The organism is Methylomonas sp. LW13 (assembly GCF_016865255.1).
Taxonomy (GTDB): Bacteria; Pseudomonadota; Gammaproteobacteria; order Methylococcales; family Methylomonadaceae; genus Methylomonas.
This window is the reverse complement of sequence record NZ_CP033381.1, coordinates 1,983,456-2,006,783: the sequence shown is the minus strand read 5'-3', so window position 1 is coordinate 2,006,783 and position 23,328 is coordinate 1,983,456. Positions and strand designations below refer to the sequence as shown.

23 protein-coding genes are annotated in these 23,328 nt (G+C 50.2%); 15 read left to right on the top strand and 8 right to left on the bottom strand.

Features of this window, described 5'->3' with window-relative positions; all coding sequences use genetic code 11:
* The first annotated feature begins 263 nt into the window (after positions 1-263).
* The 12 genes from JL719_RS09040 to JL719_RS08985 are packed head-to-tail and all read left to right on the top strand — an operon-like array spanning position 264 to position 9,908.
* Positions 264-1,481 (top strand): type II secretion system F family protein, encoded by a 1,218-nt coding sequence (locus JL719_RS09040; protein ID WP_033159577.1) that lies wholly within the window; start codon positions 264-266, stop codon positions 1,479-1,481.
* A gap of 57 nt (positions 1,482-1,538) precedes the next feature.
* Complete coding sequence (gspG, locus tag JL719_RS09035) at positions 1,539-1,964, top strand: type II secretion system major pseudopilin GspG (RefSeq protein ID WP_033159576.1); 426 nt, start codon at positions 1,539-1,541, stop codon at positions 1,962-1,964.
* Positions 1,965-2,432 (top strand): GspH/FimT family pseudopilin, encoded by a 468-nt coding sequence (locus tag JL719_RS09030; RefSeq protein WP_033159572.1) that lies wholly within the window; start codon positions 1,965-1,967, stop codon positions 2,430-2,432. It begins immediately after the preceding gene.
* The gene (locus tag JL719_RS09025; protein WP_033159571.1) at positions 2,419-2,838 is read left to right on the top strand and encodes a type IV pilus modification PilV family protein; all 420 of its coding nucleotides are present in this window, start codon (positions 2,419-2,421) and stop codon (positions 2,836-2,838) included. The genes JL719_RS09030 and JL719_RS09025 overlap by 14 nt, the downstream gene beginning before the upstream one ends.
* A complete protein-coding gene (locus tag JL719_RS09020; protein ID WP_033159570.1) occupies positions 2,838-3,551 on the top strand; it encodes a prepilin-type N-terminal cleavage/methylation domain-containing protein in 714 nt (237 codons plus the stop codon). Before JL719_RS09025 ends, JL719_RS09020 begins: the two co-directional genes overlap by 1 nt.
* The gene (locus tag JL719_RS09015; protein WP_033159569.1) at positions 3,544-4,524 is read left to right on the top strand and encodes a type II secretion system minor pseudopilin; all 981 of its coding nucleotides are present in this window, start codon (positions 3,544-3,546) and stop codon (positions 4,522-4,524) included. The genes JL719_RS09020 and JL719_RS09015 overlap by 8 nt, the downstream gene beginning before the upstream one ends.
* A complete protein-coding gene (locus JL719_RS09010; protein ID WP_033159568.1) occupies positions 4,502-5,674 on the top strand; it encodes a PilN domain-containing protein in 1,173 nt (390 codons plus the stop codon). Before JL719_RS09015 ends, JL719_RS09010 begins: the two co-directional genes overlap by 23 nt.
* Positions 5,671-6,249 (top strand): type II secretion system protein GspM, encoded by a 579-nt coding sequence (gene gspM / locus JL719_RS09005; RefSeq protein ID WP_033159567.1) that lies wholly within the window; start codon positions 5,671-5,673, stop codon positions 6,247-6,249. The genes JL719_RS09010 and gspM overlap by 4 nt, the downstream gene beginning before the upstream one ends.
* Positions 6,246-6,863, top strand: coding sequence for a hypothetical protein (locus tag JL719_RS09000; protein ID WP_033159566.1), 618 nt, complete (start codon positions 6,246-6,248; stop codon positions 6,861-6,863). Before gspM ends, JL719_RS09000 begins: the two co-directional genes overlap by 4 nt.
* The gene (gspD, locus tag JL719_RS08995; RefSeq protein ID WP_033159565.1) at positions 6,853-9,117 is read left to right on the top strand and encodes a type II secretion system secretin GspD; all 2,265 of its coding nucleotides are present in this window, start codon (positions 6,853-6,855) and stop codon (positions 9,115-9,117) included. The genes JL719_RS09000 and gspD overlap by 11 nt, the downstream gene beginning before the upstream one ends.
* A 45-nt stretch (positions 9,118-9,162) precedes the next feature.
* The gene (locus tag JL719_RS24255) at positions 9,163-9,354 is read left to right on the top strand and encodes an MgtC/SapB family protein (RefSeq protein ID WP_201799026.1); all 192 of its coding nucleotides are present in this window, start codon (positions 9,163-9,165) and stop codon (positions 9,352-9,354) included.
* Positions 9,333-9,908, top strand: a complete 576-nt coding sequence (locus tag JL719_RS08985; RefSeq protein ID WP_201799025.1) for an MgtC/SapB family protein — start codon at positions 9,333-9,335, stop codon at positions 9,906-9,908. The genes JL719_RS24255 and JL719_RS08985 overlap by 22 nt, the downstream gene beginning before the upstream one ends.
* Before the next feature lie 68 nt (positions 9,909-9,976).
* Here JL719_RS08985 and JL719_RS08980 read toward each other — a convergent pair whose 3' ends face one another.
* The 3 genes from JL719_RS08980 to JL719_RS08970 all read right to left on the bottom strand — a co-directional run bounded on the left by JL719_RS08980 (position 9,977) and on the right by JL719_RS08970 (position 13,157).
* Complete coding sequence (locus JL719_RS08980) at positions 9,977-10,189, bottom strand: hypothetical protein (RefSeq protein ID WP_033159564.1); 213 nt, start codon at positions 10,187-10,189, stop codon at positions 9,977-9,979.
* 316 nt (positions 10,190-10,505) lie between these two features.
* On the bottom strand, positions 10,506-11,723 hold the full coding sequence (locus JL719_RS08975) for a M20 aminoacylase family protein (protein ID WP_051670564.1): 1,218 nt from the start codon (positions 11,721-11,723) through the stop codon (positions 10,506-10,508).
* An 18-nt stretch (positions 11,724-11,741) separates the two neighbouring features.
* Entirely contained in the window at positions 11,742-13,157 is a 1,416-nt protein-coding gene (locus JL719_RS08970) for a sigma-54 dependent transcriptional regulator (protein WP_033159563.1), read from the bottom strand.
* A gap of 228 nt (positions 13,158-13,385) precedes the next feature.
* Here JL719_RS08970 and JL719_RS08965 point away from each other — a divergent pair, with 228 nt between their 5' ends.
* Entirely contained in the window at positions 13,386-14,630 is a 1,245-nt protein-coding gene (locus tag JL719_RS08965) for an HlyC/CorC family transporter (RefSeq protein ID WP_033159562.1), read from the top strand.
* Positions 14,631-14,838: 208 nt separating this feature from the next.
* On the opposite strand, the gene corA is transcribed toward JL719_RS08965, so the two are convergent.
* The 5 genes from corA to JL719_RS08940 all read right to left on the bottom strand — a co-directional run bounded on the left by corA (position 14,839) and on the right by JL719_RS08940 (position 20,805).
* Positions 14,839-16,116, bottom strand: coding sequence for a magnesium/cobalt transporter CorA (gene corA / locus JL719_RS08960; protein WP_033159561.1), 1,278 nt, complete (start codon positions 16,114-16,116; stop codon positions 14,839-14,841).
* 274 nt (positions 16,117-16,390) lie between these two features.
* The gene (locus JL719_RS08955; protein ID WP_171694834.1) at positions 16,391-17,791 is read right to left on the bottom strand and encodes a mannose-1-phosphate guanylyltransferase/mannose-6-phosphate isomerase; all 1,401 of its coding nucleotides are present in this window, start codon (positions 17,789-17,791) and stop codon (positions 16,391-16,393) included.
* A gap of 152 nt (positions 17,792-17,943) precedes the next feature.
* Positions 17,944-19,179 (bottom strand): exosortase A, encoded by a 1,236-nt coding sequence (gene xrtA, locus JL719_RS08950; protein ID WP_230410262.1) that lies wholly within the window; start codon positions 19,177-19,179, stop codon positions 17,944-17,946.
* Positions 19,180-19,234: 55 nt separating this feature from the next.
* On the bottom strand, positions 19,235-20,461 hold the full coding sequence (locus JL719_RS08945) for an IS256 family transposase (RefSeq protein WP_033158460.1): 1,227 nt from the start codon (positions 20,459-20,461) through the stop codon (positions 19,235-19,237).
* A 32-nt stretch (positions 20,462-20,493) separates the two neighbouring features.
* The gene (locus JL719_RS08940; protein ID WP_033158984.1) at positions 20,494-20,805 is read right to left on the bottom strand and encodes an archaeosortase/exosortase family protein; all 312 of its coding nucleotides are present in this window, start codon (positions 20,803-20,805) and stop codon (positions 20,494-20,496) included.
* A gap of 260 nt (positions 20,806-21,065) precedes the next feature.
* Between JL719_RS08940 and JL719_RS08935 the strand changes: the two genes are divergently transcribed.
* Both JL719_RS08935 and JL719_RS08930 read left to right on the top strand, forming a co-directional pair.
* On the top strand, positions 21,066-22,304 hold the full coding sequence (locus JL719_RS08935; RefSeq protein WP_033158985.1) for a hypothetical protein: 1,239 nt from the start codon (positions 21,066-21,068) through the stop codon (positions 22,302-22,304).
* A 36-nt stretch (positions 22,305-22,340) separates the two neighbouring features.
* Entirely contained in the window at positions 22,341-23,294 is a 954-nt protein-coding gene (locus JL719_RS08930) for a glycosyltransferase (protein ID WP_033158986.1), read from the top strand.
* Positions 23,295-23,328 lie beyond the last annotated feature (34 nt).

Below are 23,328 nucleotides of genomic sequence, written 5' to 3'. Positions count from 1 at the left end.
CCGAATCTGCGTGATGATTAACCCGGCCCTTAAATACCCGGTCACCTTTATGCCCTTGGCTATCGAAGCGCATATCCGTCTGGGCTTAGATGAACTCAATTTGATCGGAATATCCGTGATCAATAGGGCCGGGCTAGTAACATGAAATGTGATAGACATATACACGCCACACAACGGTTATCGAGTATCCATGTTTTGGCATTGCAAAAACATTGCCGAGTACCAAAGCGCAAACCCAGCTAAAAAGCAAACTAAACAAATACATGCCTTTATTCTCCTACAAAGCCGTCAACAGTCAGGGTGTCGCCGAAGAAGGTGTGCGTAATGCTGCAGACGAGCAGGCCTTGCTGCTGGAATTGCAAAACCAGGGCTTGATTCCCATCCGCATTGAGTTGGCAAAAGATAAGACTTTTCTGGGTTTCAAACTAAAGTCTGCTACCGTCAAACTGTCGCAAAAAGAAATCGGTATGCTGACCGGCGAATTGGCGACCTTGCTGGAATCGGGTTTGCCGCTGGATCGGTCGTTAACGATTCTGATGCAGTTGACCGAGGAAAATCCGAAACTGAATAAACTAGTCGGCGAAGTGCTGGAAAAGGTCAAAGCCGGCAAGGCACTCGCCGATGCGTTGGAAAGCCAGAGCGGGGTGTTTTCCAAATTTTATCTGAACATGATCCGCGCCGGGGAAATGGGCGGCAATCTGGGCGGCGTGTTGCTGCGCTTGTCGGAATACATGGAACGTTCGCAGGAACTGAAAGACACGGTCAGCACCGCGTTGATTTACCCGGCCATTTTGTTACTGATGTCGCTGGCCTCATTGTTCGTAATGCTGACCTTTGTAGTCCCGCAATTTAAGGAAATGTTCGATAGCGCCGGCCGAGCCTTGCCGGTGCCAACCCAGATAGTGATCGGCCTGGCCGAATTTTTACAAAGTTACTGGTGGGTGTTGCTGATTGTTATTGTCGGCAGCGTGCAAACTATAAAATTGCAGTTGGCCGATCCGGCCGGCAAGAAAGCCTGGGACGGCCGGCTACTGAAGTTTCCGTTGTTCGGCGACATCATCCTGACCATGGAAATAGCCAATTTCAGCCGTACCTTCGGCACGTTATTGGGCAACGGCGTGTCGATTTTGAAATCGCTGGGCATCGTCCGGGAAACCGTCGGCAATATAGTCTTGGCCGATCTGTTGGAGCATGCCGAAGCCCAGCTCAAGCAAGGCCGGACCATGTCGGACGCCTTGGCCCAGCAAAACCTGTTTCCCAAACTGGCGGTGCAAATGATTAAAATGGGCGAGGAAACCGGCAAGCTGGAGGAAATGCTGATGCGGGTAGCCACCATTTACGACAAGCAGCTAAAGACCACCATCCAGCGGATGCTGGCGCTGTTGGAACCGGCCTTAATCATTTCGCTGGGCTTGATGATAGGCGGCATCATCGTTTCCATCTTACTGGCTATTTTGAGCGTAAACGATCTGGCGGTTTAGGCGCATGGGCGAATGAATTCGCCGGTACCATCCATTTTTATAGAAGGAGTTTTGCAAATGAAACACATGTTACGCCGCCACGGCGGTTTTACCTTACTGGAATTATTGGTGGTATTGGGCATTATCGCCATGCTGGCCGGGATTGTCGGCCCACAGGTGATGAAACATATGGGCGCCTCCAAAACCAAGGCCGCCAGAGTACAAATCGAGGATCTGGCGGCGTCGCTGGACATGTACAAACTGGACGAAGGCCGCTACCCCACCAGCCAACAAGGCTTGGCCGCGTTAGTGGAAAGACCGGCCGATGCCAAGCGCTGGAACGGCCCCTACCTGCGTAAGGACAAAATCCCGCAAGATCCTTGGAATCAGGATTATCACTACGTCTTCCCCGGCCAACACGGTAAGTTCGATTTGTTCAGCTATGGTGCCGATGAAAAAGAAGGCGGCGAAGGCGAAGATCAGGATATCAACAGCTGGGAATAAATGACCGCCCTGCCCGCCCGCCAACGCATGCAAGGCTTTACGCTGATCGAGCTGATCATCGTACTGCTGATCAGCGTGCTGGCTTTTGCGGTGGTCGGCAGCAATATCGGCTCCGGCAACCGCAGTACCAAGCTACAAGCCGTCGCCAGGGATATGGCCTCAGCCCTGCGTTACGCGCACGGCCAGGCGCTGATGACGCAAAAGCCGGTCAGTGTCGCCATCGACCTGCAAGACAACAGTTACCGCATCAGTAACCACGACAAAACTTATCCGTTTGCCGAAGAGATTGACGTGTCCTTAGTGGTCGCGGAGGAAGAGTTTAGCGAGGGCGAGCAAGGCCATATTCGGTTCTTTGGCGACGGCTCGTCCACCGGAGGCAGAATCACGCTGGAATGGGGCAATCAATTGCGCCGCATCGACGTTAACTGGATTACCGGCCAGGTCAGTATTTCCGATGCAGCGGCATAAAGGCTTTTCCCTGCTGGAAATTCTGGTCGCCTTTTCCATCATGGCGATAGCGTTGACGATACTGCTGCGCATCTTCGGCACCGGTGTTAACAATGCGGTTATTTCCGAGGAATACACTATCGCGGTGCAAATCGCCGAATCGCTGATGGCCCGCACCGGGGTGGAGACAGAGCTGACAACCGGCGAAAGCCAGGGCACGGAAGGCGATAAATACGACTGGCAAATCACGGTCAATCCGGCGACGCCAGTGCAATCCCGTGCCAGTCTGAGAGATACGGATCCCGATCAACAAAAGCCGGCACCGGTGCTGATGTCGGTGCGGGTAGTGGTGGCGTGGGGAGAGGACGAACAACCGCGTGCCGTGGAATTGCATACCTTAAAACTACAACAACCAGGTCCGGGCTAGTGTCGCAGCGTTCATCGGTAAAAGGATTTACGCTGATCGAAATGCTGATAGCCATCAGCTTGCTGGGGATCATGGTGGTCTTGCTCTTCGCCAGTTTGCGGATAGCCGCGGAAAGCTGGAACAGCGGTGAAGCCAAAATCAGCGAAGTGAATAAAAAAGCCGTGGTTTACCAATTCTTCAAACGGCATTTGAGCAATACCAAACCCTTCCCTATCATCCAGGAAAACCAAACACAAAACGCTCAACAACTGGCATCGCAAGAATTGCCGAAACTGGCTTTCGAAGGCTTGCCGCAAAGCATCAGCTTTGTCTCTGCGCTGCCGGCCGCGTCGGCACGCAAGGGCTTACAAGTGTTTCATGTCGGCCTGGACCCGCAGCAGCCGTCGACCCTGAAAGTCGCATTAACCCCTTACCGGCAAACCGAATCGATACCGGCCGACGCCGAACCGGTCGTGCTATTGGAAAACTTACGGCATTTCAAAATCAGTTACTTTGGCGCATCGGCTGACAACGTTGACCGTAATGGTGCTTGGCTGGACGAATGGCAAGGACAAGCCACCGGCCAGTTACCCAAACTGGTAAAAGTCAGCATCGCACTAAACGACGACAGTTTTTGGCCGGACATGATATTTGCATTAAAAATCAACGGCCAGCCGAACGCAGAAGCGTTGCTCGGCGAGCAAAACCAGCAGCCCGGCATCGCGAATGAATAGCATGCTTCGTGCACAGGCCGCCCATCGGCAACGCGGTCTGGCGCTGGTAATCGTCATTTGGATTTTGACGCTGCTGAGCCTGATGGCCGGCAGTTTTGCGTTAAGTATGCGCCGGGAAAGCAGCGTCGCCGGCGCGTTGAAAAACAATGCCCAAGCCCAAGCACTGGCGGAAACCGGTTTAAACATTGCCCAATTCATGCTGCAACAGGCCGATCCCGAGCGGCGTTGGCACGCGGATGGCAGTATCTATCGAATACCGGGCAACGATAGCGAAATTCGGATCCGAATTATCGCCGAATCCGGCAAAGTGGATATCAACGCCGCGGAGGAACCTTTATTAAAGGCCTTGATTAGTTCGGTAAGCGACGACGAAAAACTACAGCAGAATTTGTTGGATGCCCTGCTGGATTGGCGAGACGCCGACGATGATCCGCGCCCGCAAGGCGCCGAGAAAAAACAATATCGGCAGGCCGGGCTGGCTTATCAGCCCAGCAATCAACCTTTTCAATCCCTGGAGGAGTTGCAATTAGTGCTGGGGTTCAACGCCGATATTTTCGAGCAGCTGCAACCGTGGATTACCATCTACTCCGGACAAGCGGAATTAAACTTGCGGCAGGCACCGTCGGAGTTACTGGAAATGGTTGGTGACAACCTGAAGGCACAGAATATTCATGATGTATACTTGGACAAACGCTTGTCTGAATCGGCTGCGGCAGACGATAGCACGGCCGATCAGACCGATCCGGCATTGGCGGATGAAGAGCAAACGTATACTATTATGGTGCAAACCCTGCTGGAAGATCAGGCGACGGCCGCTATCGAAGCAGTGGTAAGAATCCAGAACCAAGACCCCAGCCAAGCGCCCTACCAAATCCTGGATTGGAAACAAGGTCAGCAAGTATTGGCCTTATTCGACTCGGCCAAGGAATCCCAGCTCATTACCGTTCAAGATGAATTTACAAACCAGCATTGATTTCGATCTGAAACGTTTCTTCCAGTGGTGGGGGCGAGAATTGGCGTTTTTGGTACCGAATCGTCTCAGATCCTTGCTGACAGACCGTAGTGGCGCACTCGTAATCAGCGCCGCTGACGCGGATTTTCAAATCCGTTTTTACCGCGAGGCCGAACAGCAAACCCCGATGACATGGCGCTTGGACAGCAACCTCGCGGATAGTTATCAAACCTTGAAGGCCCAACATCCGGATTTTGAAAAAGCCGAATGTATCTTGCGCCTGGACCCTACACAGGCGCTAAAAAAAATCGTCTATTTACCCGCTGCGGCCCAAGAGAATCTGCAGCAAGTTGTCGGATTTGAATTGGACCGTTACACGCCGTTCAAGGCCGAGCAAGTCTATTTTGCCGCCATTCCGCTAGGTAAAACCGAGCATGGTCAAATTGAAGTATTACTGGTATTTACGCCTAAAACCGTACTGGACGAGCAACTTGTCAAACTACAGGCTTTGGGGATACAGCCGGTGCGGGTGGATTTCTGCCATGCCAGCACCGTTTGCCCTGCCGATGCGCCCGCTTACAATTTACTCCCGGAACGCTACCGGCCGCGCGGCAACGCCTTAGCTCAAGCCATGCACTGGCTGCTGAACAGCTTACTGTTACTGTTGTTTCTGGCAGTTTTGATTTGGCCGGTGTGGCAGGAAGGTCAAGCCGTCGATGTCTTGAAAAATCACATCAAAACGCTGGAAAAAGAAACCCGCGTAATAGAAGAACAACAGCACGAAATCGATGCCTTACGCCAGCAAACCCAACGCTTGATAGACATTAAAACCCAGTCTCCCGCTCTGGTTGCGGTATTGAACGAACTGAGCACCTTGTTAAAAGATGACAGCTGGTTGACGCATTTTCAATTTGCGGACAAACGTCTGCAAATCCAGGGTCAATCGCCGGGCGCGTCGTCTTTGATCGGTTTGTTGGAAAGTTCCGGATATTTCAGCAATGTCAGTTTCGTCTCGCCGTTGACCCAGGATAAAGCCACCGGGCGCGAGCGCTTTCAAATTAGTATGGATGTTAGCCCGCCACCCGCCGAGCCTGCTGAGGATACTGAGGCGACGACCACCAGCCAGCCTGCTCCAGCTGAATCCGAGGCAAATGGAGGGTCCGAGCAATGAATGAAGCGCGCTATCAGCGCTGGCTAGCACTGGCTCTACTTGGATTGGTGTTATTTACCGTGATATTTTTGGTACTGCTGCCTTTATTCAGCAGCTGGCTGGATTACCGCGAGCAAAAAAACGACCTGTTGTTTCGTTTGCAACGCCAACAAGCCATTGTCGCCCGCCGCGACAGCGTTGCCCAAAACCTGGAATCATTGAATCAACAATACCAACAGCAAGGCTATCTGAGCGACAGCGACACCGAAGCCTTGGCCTCAGCTGAGCTACAAAACATCGTCAAAACCGCAGTAACAGAAGCCGGCGGCCAACTGACCAGCACGCAAGGTTTGCCGGGCAAGGCCGAAGAGGATTTTGTGCGCATCGCGGTAAAAGTGCGCATGAGCGGCAGCATTGAAGCATTGCGCGCGGTGCTGCACAGTCTGGATACCAATATGCCCTTGCTGCTGGTCGATCAATTGGACATTTCCCCGGTACGCGGCGCGCGTAACCGCAGCACCAACAAAATGGACCCCAGTTCTCAGTTGAATGTCAGTTTTGAAGTGATCAGCTTTATGCGAGCCAAAGCCTCATGAATCAGAAACTGATCAGATTGCAATTACTGGGTTGCGGCACGCTGAGCCTGCTGTTGGCAGCGGAATGGACTTATAGTCAATATACCTTAAAGCAATTGCAAACACTGCTTGAGCCGCGCCCGCAAACCGAATCCCCTGCCGAGCAACTGCCCAATATCGCCGATAATAGCGGCTCTGCGGAAACCTACAGCGATATTGTCGATAGACCTTTGTTTGTGGAAGGCCGAAAGCCTGTCGCCGAAACCAATCCGACCGACAATTTGCAAACTCAAGATTCCGGACAAATCGACGATTGGGAGTTAATCGGCGTTTACGATAAAAATAACAAGCCGACCGCCTTGTTTAGAAAGCGCAACGAAGCCAAAAAGTTTTTAAAAATAACCGAAGAACAAAGCATATCCGGCTGGCTGCTGAAGCAAATACACGCCGACAATGTGCTGCTTCAGCAAGGCAGCCAGGAAAAATCGGTCGTATTGAGAAAGCCGCGTGCGCAAGTCAAGCCTCCGGTACCGGGCAAGCCAGCCGTACCGCCCAGACCGCCGCAGCCCAACGCCGTTGCCAAACCTATAGAACCAGTACCTAATGAAAATCCCGAGAACATCAATGACAACTAAAAAAATCAACATTCCTCCAATGTTGGCGTTGGCGCTGTCCATGACCGGCTGTGAATTTATCGGCCCGCAGTTGCATGAAAAACTGGCTATTGCCGATCACAAACCGGCTCAAGAAGATACTTTGTTGATTCCGGAACTGGCTAACGAGGCCAATAAAAACGCCGAAAATAGAATCACCAAAGTCGAAATGTACCCTAGCGACGACGCAAGCATCGCCCCGCAAGCCAGCCACCAAGGTGGCGGCAAAACCAGCGGTAAGGGCGAATACAGTTTGAATTTCGATGACGCCGATCTGGGCGAAGTGGCGAAAGTAATACTCAGCGATATTCTCGGCCGGAACTACACCATCAGTCCGCAAGTGGTCGGCAAAGTGACTTTGCAAACCTCCAAACCCTTAAGCAAGGACGAGCTGATCCCGACCCTGGATATGCTGCTGAGCTTGAATAATGCCGCCCTGACCGAACAAGGCGGCATGTATCTGATTAAACCGTCCAATGAAGCCTTGTACAGCAGCTCAATCAGCTCGCTGTCCGGCGCCAAAATGCCCAATGGTTATCAGGTGCGGTTAATTCCGGTCAAAAATGTCGCGGCTTCGGAACTGGCGGAGATATTGAAACCGTTATTGCCGGAAAAATCGTTGCTGCATGTCGATCCGAACCGTAATCTGATATTGGTCGCCGGTTCCGGCGCGGAAATCTCCAGGGCGTTGGATGTGGTCAATACCTTTGATGTCGATATTTTAAAAGGCCGCTCGTTTGCTCTGTTTACACCGGCTAACGTCAGCGCCGGCAAAATCATTGAAGAGCTGGAGCAAATCTTCAACACCAAAAAATCCAAAGACGACGAAGCCAGCTTTTTCCGGTTTATCGAAATAGAAAGGCTTAACGCGGTATTAGCCGTCACCCATCAAGCCGGTTATCTGAAGGACATTGAAAACTGGGTATTTCGGCTGGATCGCATTAACACAGCGGCAGCCGGCGGCGTGAATGTCTACCGGGCGCAACATGTCAGCGCCACCGATTTGGCCGAGACCTTAAGCAATATTTTCGGTAGCGGCGGTTCTGGTAAATCCAGCAAGGCCTCTATCGCTTCCGGCCGCAAATCATTATCGGCCAGCAATAAAAAGTCGGACAGCTCATCAAGTAGCAGCGCAGGCGGCGCCAACCGGCAACAGGATTCGATGAGCGATAGAACGCTCAGCGACCGAACCAAAGATAAAAGCGGCAGCGGCACACTCGGCGGTAGTTTAAGCGGCAGTTCGGGTGGCAGTAATAACAATGACATGCCCAACGTCAAAATCATCGCCGACGAAGGCAATAACGCTTTGATTATCGTCGCGACCGCCCAGGAATATGCAGTGATTGAGCGCGTGTTAAAACAGCTGGATGTGCTGCCTTTACAAGTGATGATCGATGCGACGATTGTGGAAGTTACGCTGAAAGACGATTTAAAGTATGGATTGCAATGGTACTTTAGCCACAATAACGGAGGAAATAACGATACAGCTGGAGGCTCTGCACAAGGCTTGAGTCTCACAAATGTTGCTAAAGATGCTATGAAGGCATTTGGCACAAGTGGTTTCTCCTACGCTTTTTCTAGCGGTTCGAAGGACATTCAAGCCGTACTAAATGCCAGTGCTGTCAATAATAACGTCAATGTCATCTCCTCGCCGTCCTTGATGGTATTGAACAACCAGGAAGCCACGATCAAAGTCGGCGATTCGGTGCCGATACGTTCGTCGGTTTCCAGCAATTTGAGCAGCAACAATTCCAATAACGGTATCGTGCAAACCAGTTCGATCCAGATGATCGATACCGGTGTCAATTTGTCGGTCAGGCCCAGGGTGAATGCCGGTGGATTGGTGCTGATGGACATATTACAAAGTGTTAATCAGGCTATCAAAACCACGACCAGCGACACCATCGACTCGCCCACCATTCAAAAAAGGGAAATCGAGAGCAGCGTTGCGGTACAAAGTGGCGAAACCATTGTTTTGGGCGGTTTGATCAAAGAAAACAACGATTATTTGCGTGACGGCGTGCCGCTGCTGCACGAGATTCCCTTAATCGGGCCGCTTTTCGGCGGTACGACGCGGAACAAGGACAAAACCGAGCTGGTGGTGCTACTCACCCCCCGCGTGATGAAAAGCCGCCAGGATGCTAGGGATATAACAGACGAGTTCAAACGTAAACTGTCCGGCATCTATTATCAAAAGCCTGTTGAAATTAATGTTGAAGTGGAAACGGTGCCATAGGCCCAAGCCTTTAGCCCGTATCTACCAAAAAACCGGACGATAAACATGAATCCAATCTCGCCGGACCGGCTGATTTCGTTTTGGTCGCTTGCCCAATTGGAAGCCAGCGTGGTGATTCTGATGAATATCGTCGGCGCTTTGTTTTTGGGCATGGTGGTGGGCTACGAACGCTCCTACCACGGCCGAGCAGCCGGCATGCGCACCTATGGACTGGTGTGCATGGCTTCCGCGCGGTAACGGTTATCGTCGGTTACCCGCAGTTCTGGTTTGGCGGCTTATTGCCGCTCACCACTACCGCCGACCCCACTCGGGTTATTCAAGGCATCGTGACGGGTATCGGTTTCTTGGGTGCCGGCGTAATCATGAAGGAAGGTCTGAACATCAGCGGCTTGACGACCGCCGCATCGATTTGGGCCTCTTCGGCGATTGGTATTTTATGCGGCGCCGGGTTTTATTTTGCGGCAATTTTGTTAGCTTTAATTGCGTCGGCGACGATGATCTGGGGCGGGCGAATCGAAGCAGCCTTACCTTCCCGTCATGCAGTGTCGGTGATTTTGCGTTTTCAAACCGGCTTTCGACCTAATCAGACCGAGATTAACGATTTGGCAAATGCCTTGGGTTATCGATTGGCCGAAGGCTCGATTAGCGTTATCAGCAACAATAAACACGAAGAATGGCATCTGGTTTTTATTGCAACCGGTAATCATAAAATATCGATTCCTGCGATTGCGGAAAGCTTGGAACGCTGCGATTTTCTCAGCGGTTATCAAGTCGCCTTTGCCCGAAACTGAGCCTCAGGAAACAGGGAATCGATAAGACACCCTGCTTCCTCACCACTTTTCTCAGTTGAATTGCCGGGTTATTCCAATACGTTTTTCACACATTGTCTGGCGAACGTATTAATCGACAGCGTATCGCTTAAGTATTGGTTGAATAAACCGCTGATATCGACCGGGTTGAGATAGACATAAACGCCGCAGCCGGTTAGCGCGATAAATTGCTGACTCAGCGTTTCAACGAATAAAGTGCGTGTGTTGCTGAGTTGGGTGATTTCGTTGCTTGAGGTTTTCATGACATCCACCTAATTTGCTGGTTAAACCCAACAACCAAGCAGCATGATCCACGCCAAATCACTCATCGATTACGCTTCAATAGCCTGAACGCAAACCGGAACCCGTCCAAGTACCTCAAAATCCTGCTTTTTCTAAAACAAAAGAAAACCGACTGATTCTTTCTCTAGGTTGATGCTTTAAAGGGAACCGCTTTTCCCATGAGGTATGCATGGAAAATTGTGCACTGACCTGGCAATTTTGTCGCAAAAACTGCCAGAGTTGTCACAAAACCGGCATTTTCAATCCACTCTGTCACAGTCGTTTGGCAGGCATTATTTAAGCTGACAGACAAGTTTCTACCAATCTCACCCAATAGGTCGCGCCCAGGGGCAAAATATCATCGTTAAAATCGTAACTGGTGTTATGCAGGGCACAAGGACCGGCGCCATGACCAATACTGCGATGATCACCAGAGCCGTTGCCGATGAAACAGTAGCTGCCGGGTAACTTTTGCAGCATAAACGCAAAATCTTCGGCGCCCATCGTGGCTTTTTGCTCCAAAACATGCCGGTCGCCAACAATAGAGGCCATGACGCTACGCGACGTTTCGACTGCCTCACTGTGATTAACCGTCGGCGGATAGCTACGTTTAAATTCAAAATCACATGCCATTCCATGTGCCAGACAAATATGCCGGGCTACTTCCTGCATACGGGTTTCGATCAAATCCAGTAATTGGTTGGAGAATGTGCGTACTGTACCGGCTAGCTCGCAGGTATCGGCAATAATATTGGTCGCCTCTCCGGCATGTAACATCGTGACTGAAATCAAACCGTTATCCAAGGGATGGGCGCTGCGGGTTAAGATGGTTTGAAACGCCATAATCATTTGCGCGGCCACCGGCACCGGATCCAATCCCAAGTGCGGCAATGCTGCATGGCAGCCTTTGCCCCGAATCACGATACGAAAAGTATTCAAAGATGCCATCACCGGTCCGGGACTCACCGCAAATTGCCCAGCCGGCAACTCCGGCCAATTGTGCATGCCATAAACCGCTTGCATCGGAAACAATTCAAACAGGCCATCCTTGATCATCTCATCGGCGCCGCCACCGCCCTCTTCCGCCGGTTGGAATATTAGATAGACAGTCCCGTCAAAATGACGGTGGGTTGCCAGATATTGCGCCGCAGCCAACAGCATCCCGATATGGCCATCATGCCCGCAGCCGTGCATTTTGCCTGGGTACCGCGAGGCATGTGCAAAGCTGTTTTGTTCATGCATCGGCAAGGCGTCCATATCGGCACGCAAGCCGATTGCCTTGTCGGAACTCCCTGCTTTGATGATCCCGACTACACCGGTTTTACCCAAGCCGCGATGAATAGGAATCCCCCATTCGGTCAGTTTAGCCGCGACCAAATCCGCGGTACGCATCTCTTCGAAGCACAACTCCGGATGGGCGTGTATGTCGCGGCGCAATTGGCGAATACCGGCAATATTGGCGACAATTTCCGGTATCAGTAAGGCTGACGACAATTCAGCATCGAGTTTATTCATGGCAAGGCGGTGTGCGGTCTAAGCCGTATCGGTTTTGCGCAGCTTTTCCACGAGCGTGGTTCTGCGCATATTCAGCAATTTGGCGGCATGCGCTACAACGCCATTGCATTCTTCCAAAGCCTGACGAATCAATTCGTTCTCGAGATCGGTCAAATATTCCTTAAGATCGATACCTTGTTCGGGTAAATGCACGGCCGCGACTGCACCGGGAGTCGGCATCGCCAGCGCTTCACGCTCAGCGGGCCGCACAATGTGAATATCTTGCTCCGGCAATACAATCTGCACGCCTTCCGGTACTTCATAGCCCTGAAATTTTTCCGGTAAATCACTGACATCGACACTAGCATCCGGACTAATGATGGCTAAACGCTCGATCAAATTTGACAACTCGCGGACATTACCGGGCCAACTGTGTTGCATCAAGGTGGCGATTGCGCGAGGCGATAAACTGACGGTGCCCCGGTTGGCGGCTTCCATGCGGGCAATCAGGTCGTTGATTAAATAAGGAATATCTTCGGCTCTTTCCCGCAAGGCTGGCACTTCGATCGGGAACACATTCAGACGGTAGAACAAATCCTCTCGAAAGCGCTTCTCGGCAATTTCCTGTTCGAGGTGACGATGCGTCGCGGCAATAATCCGCACATCGCAATGGATGGTTTTATTACTGCCGACACGTTCGAAAGTGCGTTCCTGCAATACTCTTAACAATTTAACCTGCATCGGCATCGGCATGTCGCCGATTTCATCCAAAAACAGCGTACCGCCTTCCGCCATTTCGAAACGACCTTGCCGCGAAGTCAACGCGCCGGTAAATGCACCCTTCTCGTGGCCGAACAATTCGCTTTCCAGCAGTTCACCGGGAATAGCGCCGCAATTGACCGGCACGAATGGCCTGTCTCGCCGCGCAGAGGCACGATGCAGCGCTTGCGCCACCACTTCCTTACCTGTGCCGGATTCGCCGAGGATAAGCACCGTGGCGTCGGATTTGGCGACTTGATCGATCTGCGCACGGGTTTTTTGAATGGCTTTGCTTTTACCCGCCAGACCCTTATCAGGCAGCGATTTTTTACTGGCTTGCGCAGGCTGCGGCAAACTGTCCAATAGTTGGATCAATAGCGGGTAGACAGTCGGCCACTCCAAGGTTTTATTGACCATTTGCTGAATGGCGCTAACCACCTGCGGCCCACCGGCGTCCACCAGCAAAACCACAGGAATGTCGCCGACGCTTTCGGTGACCGTTTTGATCAAGCTGGCTTGCTTGTCTCCGCCGCAGCCGACAAATACCGCACCGAAACTGTCATGATCTCTAAACGCCGCTTCAAAATCGCTACTGGCAACCACCTCCACGCGATATTCCAAAAACCGGAGTATGCCTTCTACTTGCTGACTGCGGTGGGTGTTGTCATCAATGAGCAAAATTTCTGGCAAAGCCATGCGTATATTCTCTACAAACTACGTTGTTTTAAGGCGGAAGGGGGTTGCTGATTTTAAGTTAAGCATCGAATCCGGTTATTGTCAAAATGGCCCCATTTCAAGCTATTGCATAGTTTAGTTCATGTTATTTACATCGATTGACTAATCAGCCATCCCATTTTGCAGCTTGACAAATTTTCCACAACATAGAAACTAGCTCGATGTTTAACAACCAAGAGCCCCGTTGCCTTGAACGACATATCTTTGAGTATACTGTTCGGTATACTGGCAGCCTTACTGATTATTTCAGCTTTTTTTTCCGGCTCTGAAACCGCCTTGATGACGCTGAACCGTTATCGGTTGCAGCATTTGGTGAAAAAAAATCATAAGGGCGCGATTAAAGCCCATCAACTCTTAAAAAGGCCGGACCGTTTGCTGGGCCTGATCCTGCTGGGCAACAATTTTGTCAATATCCTGGCGTCGTCGTTAACAACCTTGATTGCCATCCGCGTCAGCGGAGATAACGCTATAGCCCCCGCTATCGGCCTGCTAACTTTCGGCATGCTGGTATTTTCCGAAGTAACCCCAAAAACCCTGGGCGCCCTCAAACCTGAGTTACTGGCATTACTATCCTCCTGGATTTACATTCCGTTATTAAAGATATTTTATCCCTTGGTATGGGTGATTAACGCTATATCCAGCCTGTTGTTATGGCCGTTCGGTATTAAAAGCACGAGTAATACGGCTATCGAATCGCTAAATAAAGACGAGTTAAAAAGTATCGTTTCGGATGCCAATCATTTGCCGGCTCGCTATCAAAACATGCTGTTGAGTATTTTAGATCTGGAATCCGCCAGCGTTACCGACATCATGACCCATCGCAATGAAATTATCGGTATCGATCTGGAAGAATCGGTCGAAGACATTATCGAACAACTACAAAATAGCCCGCATACTCGCCTGCCGGTATACAAAAAAAATATAGACCGGGTGATAGGTTTTCTACATTTACGTACGATTTTGGCACAAATTAGCGACCCTGATTTCGATAAACACAATATCACCAATAGCCTGTCCAAGCCTTTTTTCATTCCGGCCAGCACCTCGATTCACAAGCAAATGCAAATCTTTAAGGCCGAAAAACTCCGTATCGGCTTGGTAGTAGACGAATATGGCGATGTACAGGGCTTAGTGACGTTGGATGATTTATTACAGGAAATCGTCGGTGAACTAGTCTCGGAAGAACCCGATATAAAAATGCAAAAAGACGGTAGCTATCTGGTGGATGCCGGCGTAACCATACGCGAACTCAATCGCATCACCCACTGGGATTTGCCCACCGAAGGCCCGAAAACCTTGAATGGCTTGGTAATCGAATACATGGAAACCATTCCGGAACCAGGTACCAGCGTGAAACTGCATGGGCACATTATTGAAATAATTAAGCGCGATGAAAACGCGATCAAGCTGATTAAATTCAATCCCAAACGCTGACCAAAGTTTATTTTAGGCAAAAAAAAGGCGGTTATTTTTAATAACCGCCTTAGAAGCAATAGGAAGAAATATAACGCAACTTTAAACTATCAAACCGAACTAAAAAGTTAGGTTAATCATAGTGGCGAAAATTTCAAATTCAAATGTGACATATTGTCGCAGGTTGAGTTTGAGCGTTAAACAGTTCAGCAGTATGTAAATCGCTCGCTTACCTCAACCACCCCTTCCTTTTAAAGAAAATAAACGGCAATAATACCGAGATAGTCATCAATCCGAGTGCAAAAGGATAACCCAGCATCCACTGCAATTCCGGCATATTCTCAAAGTTCATACCGTAAATACTGGCAATCAGGGTGGGCGGTAACATTGCCACCGAAGCGACCGAGAAAATCTTGATCACCTTATTCTGATTGATATTGATAAAACCGACGGTGGCATCCATCAGGAAGTTAATCTTGTCGAACAAAAACGCGGTATGGCTATTAAGCGATTCTATATCGCGCAGAATTTGCTGCGCATCTTCCAACTGCGTGGTATTCAGCAGTTTGCGGCGAATCAAAAACGACACGGCGCGCTGAGTGTCGAGCATATTCCGGCGGATTCGGCCGTTTAAATCCTCCTCTGCGGCAATATCGGTCAAAATATCCGCAGCTTCTTCGTCGCTAATATCCTGGCTCAAAACTTTTTTGCTGACAATTTCCAACTGCTCGTAAATATTCTCCAGCGCGTCCGCGGAATACTCGGCTTCAGCGCCGTATAAATCCAGCAACATATCCTTGCAATCGGAGACAAAGCCTGGCTGCGTGCGTGCGCGTAAACGCTGTAAACGAAACACCGGCAATTCTTCGCTACGTACCGAAAACAACATATCGCCGCGCAATATAAATGCGACCGGTACGCTGCGCGATTTGCCTTCGCGATCCAGCAAAAAATCCGAATGTATATGAATTTCGTGCTGATCCTCGACGTAGAACCGGGCGCTGGCTTCCAAATCGGTCAAATCCAGGGGGTCCGGCAACTCCAGGCCATAATGTTGCCCGATAAGCAGCCGCTGCGCCTTGCTTGGCGCCAACAAATCGATCCAGATCGGCTTGATGGCGTACAAATCGTGGCGGCAGGTGATAGCGACCTTAGCGAGGCGACCTTCGACCAACTCGAATGCGCTCATTTGTCCCACGCCACAATGCGGTTCTCGGTCGCCGACCAATTCCTCGCGCAAGGTATCGGACAATTCCCAAAGCACATCGTCCTGTCTGGCTTCCTCGACCTGCTGCCAAACCAAGTTCGCATCTTCCAGGTCCAGAGCATGCAGAATTTGCCCAATTTCGATAGCAGACAGCCGCGCCAACAGACTACGCAGTTCCACCATGTGCTGCTTTTGTACCAAAGCAGTGATCAACTTGCGGCGCGGCATAGGCTGGTTATTCAGCATGCCTTCGACAAGCTTATGTTTTTTCAACAAATCGTTGATTGTTTGTAGCGACAAGAGCAACTCCGGAATAAAGCAAGCACCACATTTTTTATTCGGCGGGTATAAAACGGCTAACTTTAAACCAAAACGCTGACAAAAAATCCTTCGCCGCTCTTCGTTGAACGGCGAACTTCAGTAAATTTAGACAAAAGCATTTAATTTTGATGACACATCAAACGATGGATTGATGCAAACCATATGCTTAAAGTAGTCGCTGACAGATAATTTAGACAATATGCAAGTCCAGGCGCCACGTAAACTGACGCGGCGATAAGCAAGCAATTCCGAGTTAAATACGGCCGTATTGGTCTTCGTAACGGACGATATCATCTTCGCCTAGGTAGCTGCCGGACTGGACTTCCACCATTTCCAATGGAATCACCCCCGGATTCTCCAGGCTGTGAATAACCCCCAAAGGGATATAAATCGATTCGTTCTCAGTGACTAAAATTTTCTCACCGTTTTTATCTACCCAGGCCGTACCTTTGACAACTACCCAATGCTCTGCGCGGTGATGATGCTTTTGTACTGATAATTTGGCGCCGGGCTTCACGACTATACGCTTGGTTTGATGGCGCTCACCGGCATCGACCAAATCGTAATGTCCCCAAGGTCTGTAAACTTTACGATGCACGCTGGCTTCACTGCGTTTCAATTTTTTCAGTTGATCGACTACTTCCTTGACGTCTTGCACCCTATCCTTCGCGGCAATCATGACCGCATCGTCGGTTTCAACCACCACCAAATTATCCACACCGATCACCGCTACCAATTTGTTGGCCGAGTGAATATAGGAGTTGCAAGTATCCACCGTTAACACATCGCCTTTGATGGCGTTGCCGGCTGCATCTTTATCCGTTACGTCCCAAAGCGCGGACCAAGAACCGACGTCATTCCATTCTGCATCCAACGGGATCACTACCGCCTTATCGGTTTTCTCCATCACCGCGTAATCGATGGAATCTGATGGACATGTCGAAAAAATCTGCTTATCCAAACGCACAAAATCCATATCCGGTTTTGCCGCCCGCAAAGCTTCTCTACACACTTCCAGCATTTCCGGATTGAATTTTTCCAGCTCACGCAAAAAGCAACCCGCTTTAAAAGCGAACATGCCGCTGTTCCAAAAATACTCGCCACTTTCCAGATAGCGCTGCGCGGTTTGCAAATCGGGCTTTTCAACAAATGCGGCAACTTTATAGGCTTCACCATGACGGGTATCGCCGCGCTTGATGTAGCCATAGCCGGTTTCCGGCTCGGTCGCGACGATGCCAAACGTCACCAAAAGATCCTGTTTCGCCAACAGTTCGGCTTGAACCACCGCCCGATGGAAAGCGGCACGATTACCGACCACATGGTCAGCCGGCAAAATCAACAATACATCGTCTTCGGAACGTGCACTTAATGCCGCCATCGCTACGGCCGGTGCGGTATTTTTGCCGACAGGCTCCAAAATAATGGCAGCCGGTTTGATGCCGATTTCCCGCATTTGCTCTGCGAGCATAAACCGATGATCTTCATTACAAACCGCAATGGGTGCCTGTAAGCCGGCAACGCCATCAAGCCTTAAAATGGTTTCCTGAAGCATGGTGTTGCCGGACACCAAGGGCAAAAATTGCTTGGGATACTGACCACGAGACAAAGGCCATAGCCGAGTTCCTGAACCACCTGATAATACTACCGGGATCATAATGTCGTTTTCCTTACGGGCTGAATGAAAATGGGTTGAGCTAGTCTAACATTTAGGTAACTGCTGGGGTCAAGCCTTGGATCAGGTAATTTGACTCGCAAATTTGCCCCTGCGTTTTCATTGAATTGTCACAATAAGCTCGGCGCAGCCGTTTAATCACAACAAGCTATCGCGAGCTGTTTCAATTTTTGCCGGGCCAAATCGTAATCTCCATCCGGGGTTTCGGTATACATCACGACGAGCAACTCAGCGGATGCATCACCTGACAAACGTTTCAGCAATTGCCACCATTTCGCCAGATAGGCATTGGCGGTATTTTTGTCGCCAACCCTGTACCAACGCTCGACTAACAAGCTCCGATGTGTACTGTTTAGTACCGCTTCTTCAATATCGCCGCTTTTATCGGCCGCCCACTGCATGGCAATGACGTCGTCATGCAGCATCCGCCATATCGGATGTTTTTGCGGCACCAGATAATTTTGCGAATTGACCAGTTCACCACCTTGGGTTTCATCGCCAAAATTGGCAAAATACATACCGACTATCGTTTGACCATCGCTTAAATAAACTTTGGCATCCGCCACCACGCCCTTAAAACTGGGCTCCCAACCCCAATCGGGCGCTGCAACCGGCTGCCAATCAGGCAAAGACGGGCGGCTAAAGCGCTCGGGTACCTCGACGTGGGCGGCCTGTAGTGCGGATAGACCTTGTGACGCAAACGGCCAAATGAAAACGCATAAAGCGGTTACTGTTAAGGCCGGCCAATAATGTTTGTAAATCGTTGCAGCATCAGCAAGGTTAGAGTCACCCGCCAAATCCAGGGTCGATGCGGCCGCTACCCCAGCATCCGAATCGTGCCAAAAAGAGCCAAAATAAAACAACGCAAACATGACGATCCCAAAAAACACCCAGCCGTAAACGATGTGATCGACACCCGCAGCCAGCTTCATGTTACTGAAGTGGCCTATCATCACAATCAAATAGGCGCGCAGACCGTTAGCTAAAATCGGCACCAAAAACGAGAGCGTAATGAAGATAGTCCGTTTCTTGTAGCTGCTGTAATTGAGATACGCATAGACCGAACCCAGTGTTAGCGAAGAAATCAAATAACGCAAACCACTGCACCCCTCTACCACCGACCAGTTACCCGAGGTTAGCGTAAAAAACAAGCCTTCCCGGTAAACACTCATTCCGGTCAGCCGTATCAGCGTAACGACAAAGGTGGCGGTGTATTCCATTAAAGGCGGAATAAATGCTTCCCCGAATGGCACCATCAAAAATAAAAACACTATCGGAAATAACATTTGCGCGACGGTATGGCTGCCAAGCACGGTCCAAAAACCACCGACCAAAACACCAACCACTGCCCATTGCTGAATCACCGCCACATGCACCAAATCCGCAATTGAGGGTGTCCTGAATTTTGTGTAAACGGGTTTTGGTTTAGTGGCTTGGCATCCTTTCTTGGAATTGAATGCTAAACCGATTTAAAGCGGCTTTCCAGTCATGCAAGGGCATGGTCCATTTTTTACTAATATTAATCAGTGCCAGATAAAACAGTTTCGATAGTGCCTCGTCATTGGGGAAAGAGCCGCGATTCTTGGTGATTTTCCTCAGGCTCATATTGACCGACTCGATGGCGTTGGTGGTGTAGATGATACGGCGTATTTCGGGCGGATAGTCGAAAAATGGGATGATGCGGCTCCAATTACGCCGCCATATTTGGGCAATCGAGGGATAATCGCCGTTCCATTGCGCCTCGAACGCAGCCAATTGTTGCTCAGCCTCCGCCACGGTAGCCGCTTGATAAATCCGCTTGAGGTCAGCGGCGATCTGTTTGCGCATTTTCCAACCGACATAGTTCAGACTGTTACGCACCAGGTGGACGATGCATAACTGAACGGTGGCTTGCGGAAACACGGCTTCGATGGCTTCCGGAAAGCCTTTCAGCCCATCGACACAGGCGATGAAAATATCCTGCACGCCGCGATTTTTCAGTTCGGTGACCACCTGTAGCCAAAACTTGGCCCCTTCGGTTTGGGCGATCCACAGCCCCAGGACTTCCTTTTCGCCATTCAGATTGATGCCAATCGCCAAATAGACGGCCTTGACCCGCACGGCGCCAGTGTCGCGCACTTTGACGTGTATACAATCGAGATAGACAATGGGATAAATCGGTTCCAGCGGCCGTGATTGCCAAGCTTTGACTTCATCGGCTACCGCATCGGTGACCGAGGAAATCAACGAAGGCGACACCTCGGCGCCATACATCTCTTCCAGATGGCTCTGGATTTCCCGTACCGTCATACCACGGGCATACAGCGAAATGATCTTGTCGTCGAAACCTGTCCACCGCGTTTGATGTTTTGCGACGATTTGCGGCTCGAAACTGCCGTGCCGGTCTCGCGGAATCTCAAGCTGCAATTCGCCGAAGTCACCTTTGAGATTTTTTCGGCTCTTGCCATTACGTGCATTGCCGCTGGGATTAGTGACGGCTTCATGCTTGGCGTGGCCCAGATGTTCAGTCATTTCTGCCTCTAAAGCACGCTCAACCAAAGCCTTGGTCAATTGCTTCAGCAGGCCATTTTCGCCAATCAGGTCTTCGGGTTTCTGATAACCGGACAACAAGGAATCGAGCAACTCGGTAGGGATGGATTTTGATACGGTCATTTTTTCTCCTCTAAGGAACGGCAGTTTCCTGCCTAATGGCCGTTTACACAAAAATTCTTACACCCTCCCGCAATTAACCAGCCAAATCCGCTAACGATAATAAACAGCAAACCTAACGGGCTAAAAGCCGGCCGTAAATCTCTATAGAACTCCCGGCGCGACCAAATCAACCAAAGACTAACCGGGGCCACTAAAAAACCGTGCGTGAATGTGTCCGATCGAGACCAAATTGCGACAATTTCTAACCAGGTCTCAAAAAAAGCCGCTACTGAAACCAGGGTAACCAACACGACGCCTAGCAGCGGTTTACGCCAATGATCAGGCAGTCCTAAAGCTTTTAACATTCTAATTCCTCTGCTATTTAGAGTTTTGTTATGGTTACTCAACTACGAACGCCCGCGTCGTCTATATGCTACAGAGCCTAGACTCATCCCAATGTTTAGCGAATGGCTATTTACCGCTGTTATCATAAGCCTGCTGCTATGTCGACCACATCTAAAGTTTGCGCAGTGGTTTTCAGCTAGTTCGCTAATCTCTGCTACGATAAAAGTTCAGTGCGTTGGTCGACCCAATATTTAGGCTTTTTAATTATTAAACAAAATCCATGGTAGTTCTGTTTTTTTTAGGTTTCTGGCTGGCCTGCCTTACCGGCTTATGGCTGTGGAAAAAACCCTTATTTATCGCTACCTGGCGTGAGCCCTATTTTGCCGATACGCCGGTTTTAATCGAAAGCGACGACTGGGGTCCGGGTGGCGACTTCCACGCAGCCCGTTTAACAGACCTGCTCTCCATGCTGGCTCAACACAAAGACGCTGTAAACCGCTCTGCGATACTTACCGCCGATATGGTCTTGGCCGTTCCGGATTTAGCAAAGATCGAATCCACGGGCCAATACCACAGGCGCATGCTGGACAAAGACTTCCCGGCCATTTTTGCAGCACTGCAACAAGGCATACAACAAGACACTTTAGTGCCGCAACTGCATGGGATGGAACACCTGAACGGCAAGGCCTTCGCGGAATTATGCCGGCAACAAGACCCGCGCCTGGCAACCGCTCGCGCAACCAAGGATTGGTGGGACTGGGAAAAACTGGATTCGCCGCTACAAGGCCACTATGTAGACGGACGCAATTTACCTACCCAGGCAATTGACGCTGCGGAAGCCAATTCACTAGTCGCAAATGCCATGCAATGTTTTACCGGCATGTTCGGCTATCCCAGCCTCAGCACAGTCGCCCCGTGCTATTTATGGAACGATGAGATCGAACAAAGTTGGCAACAGCAAAATATCATCGCCATTCAAACTGCCGGCTACCGCTGTACCGGGCGCGATGAAACCGGACATTATTTTCAGGATCCTCCGCTGATACGGGTCGGCAATACCAATCGTTTCGCACAACTTTACCTCGTTCGCAACGTGATGTACGAACCTGTTGACGGCAAAAACACACCTGCCAGCGCGTTTGCCGAAGCTAAAATGGCTTATCGTCAAGCCCTGCCGGTGAGTATTTCCACACATCGCTACAATTACACGCGCTCAGAGGACGAATGCCAACAAGCTATTCGTGGGTTAGACCATCTTTTAGGGCAAATCAGGGCAAATTTGCCCAACGTTCGCTTCTTGGCGTCCCCGGAACTCGGCGAATTCTTGCAAAACAAAACCGACAATATCGTGAATCGTTTCAATCAGCGTCAATGGCCAGCAATTAGCTTAGCTGCGACGCACCGCAAAACCGGTGCATTTCTATACCGTCTATACTACAGACACAGAAAATTAGCGCTGATCGGTTATTGCACCGGATTAATTGTACCGGCGTGGTTGATCTGCAAAACCAGTTTATAACCATTCTAACGTATCGAAAATTTTGATTAGCCCAAAATGAAAATCAGCGCCGTCATTCCAGCGTATAACAGCGCGACATTCATTCGTGCCGCCATCGAAAGCATCCAGGCGCAAACCAGCAAAGTTGACGAAATCATCGTGGTGGATGATGGCTCCACGGACAACACCGAACAAGTCCTTAAGACGTTTGCCCATACCGTCATTTATCACAAACAAGCCAATCAAGGCCCGTCCGCCGCGCGCAATAAAGGCATAGAATTGGCTAGCGGTGACTGGATTGCATTTCTGGATGCCGATGATCAATGGACTGTGGACAAAACCACCAAGCAAATCCAAGCATTGCAAACCAATCCGGAACTCCACCTGATTGCCGGCGACATGACGGAAATCGACAACGACGACCAACTGCTAACCCAATCGGTGTTAGCCAAACATAAAATGTTGGACTATTTCCAACAGCTGGCCGGAAAACCAATTCCCAACGCCCTTGCTGCGTTAGTGAAAAAAAATTTTATACCGACGGGTACCGTTTTGGTGAAGCGCCAAACCTTGCTTGAAGCAGGCATGTTCAATACCGAGATTCGCTATGGAGAGGACTTGGAATTGTGGGCAAAAATCGCCACGTTTCACGCAGTAACGTGCCTTCCCGACATTTTGATGCTGCGCCGCCAGCACGGCAACAATGCCACGCAAGCCAGCGAAGGTATGTTAATAGACTTGACCAAGGTGGCTGAGTCTATTCGGAACTTTGCCGCGCCCCAATTAACTGCTCAAGGCATTTCGCCGAATAGTCTGGTGGCTGAGGCACAATGGACGCTTGGCTACTGGTATTTCAGCGGCGGCAATTATGCCAAAGCCAGAGAGGCCTTTAAAAAAAGCCTCTCCCAGGATTTCACACTTACCAATCTACTCTATCTGATTTTCAGTATCTTGCCAGCCAGCTTAATTAATGCGCTACGTATCATTAAACAAAAATTCGCAAAATCCTGAGTATATGAGAATATTCCTTAACGCTTTCTACGCT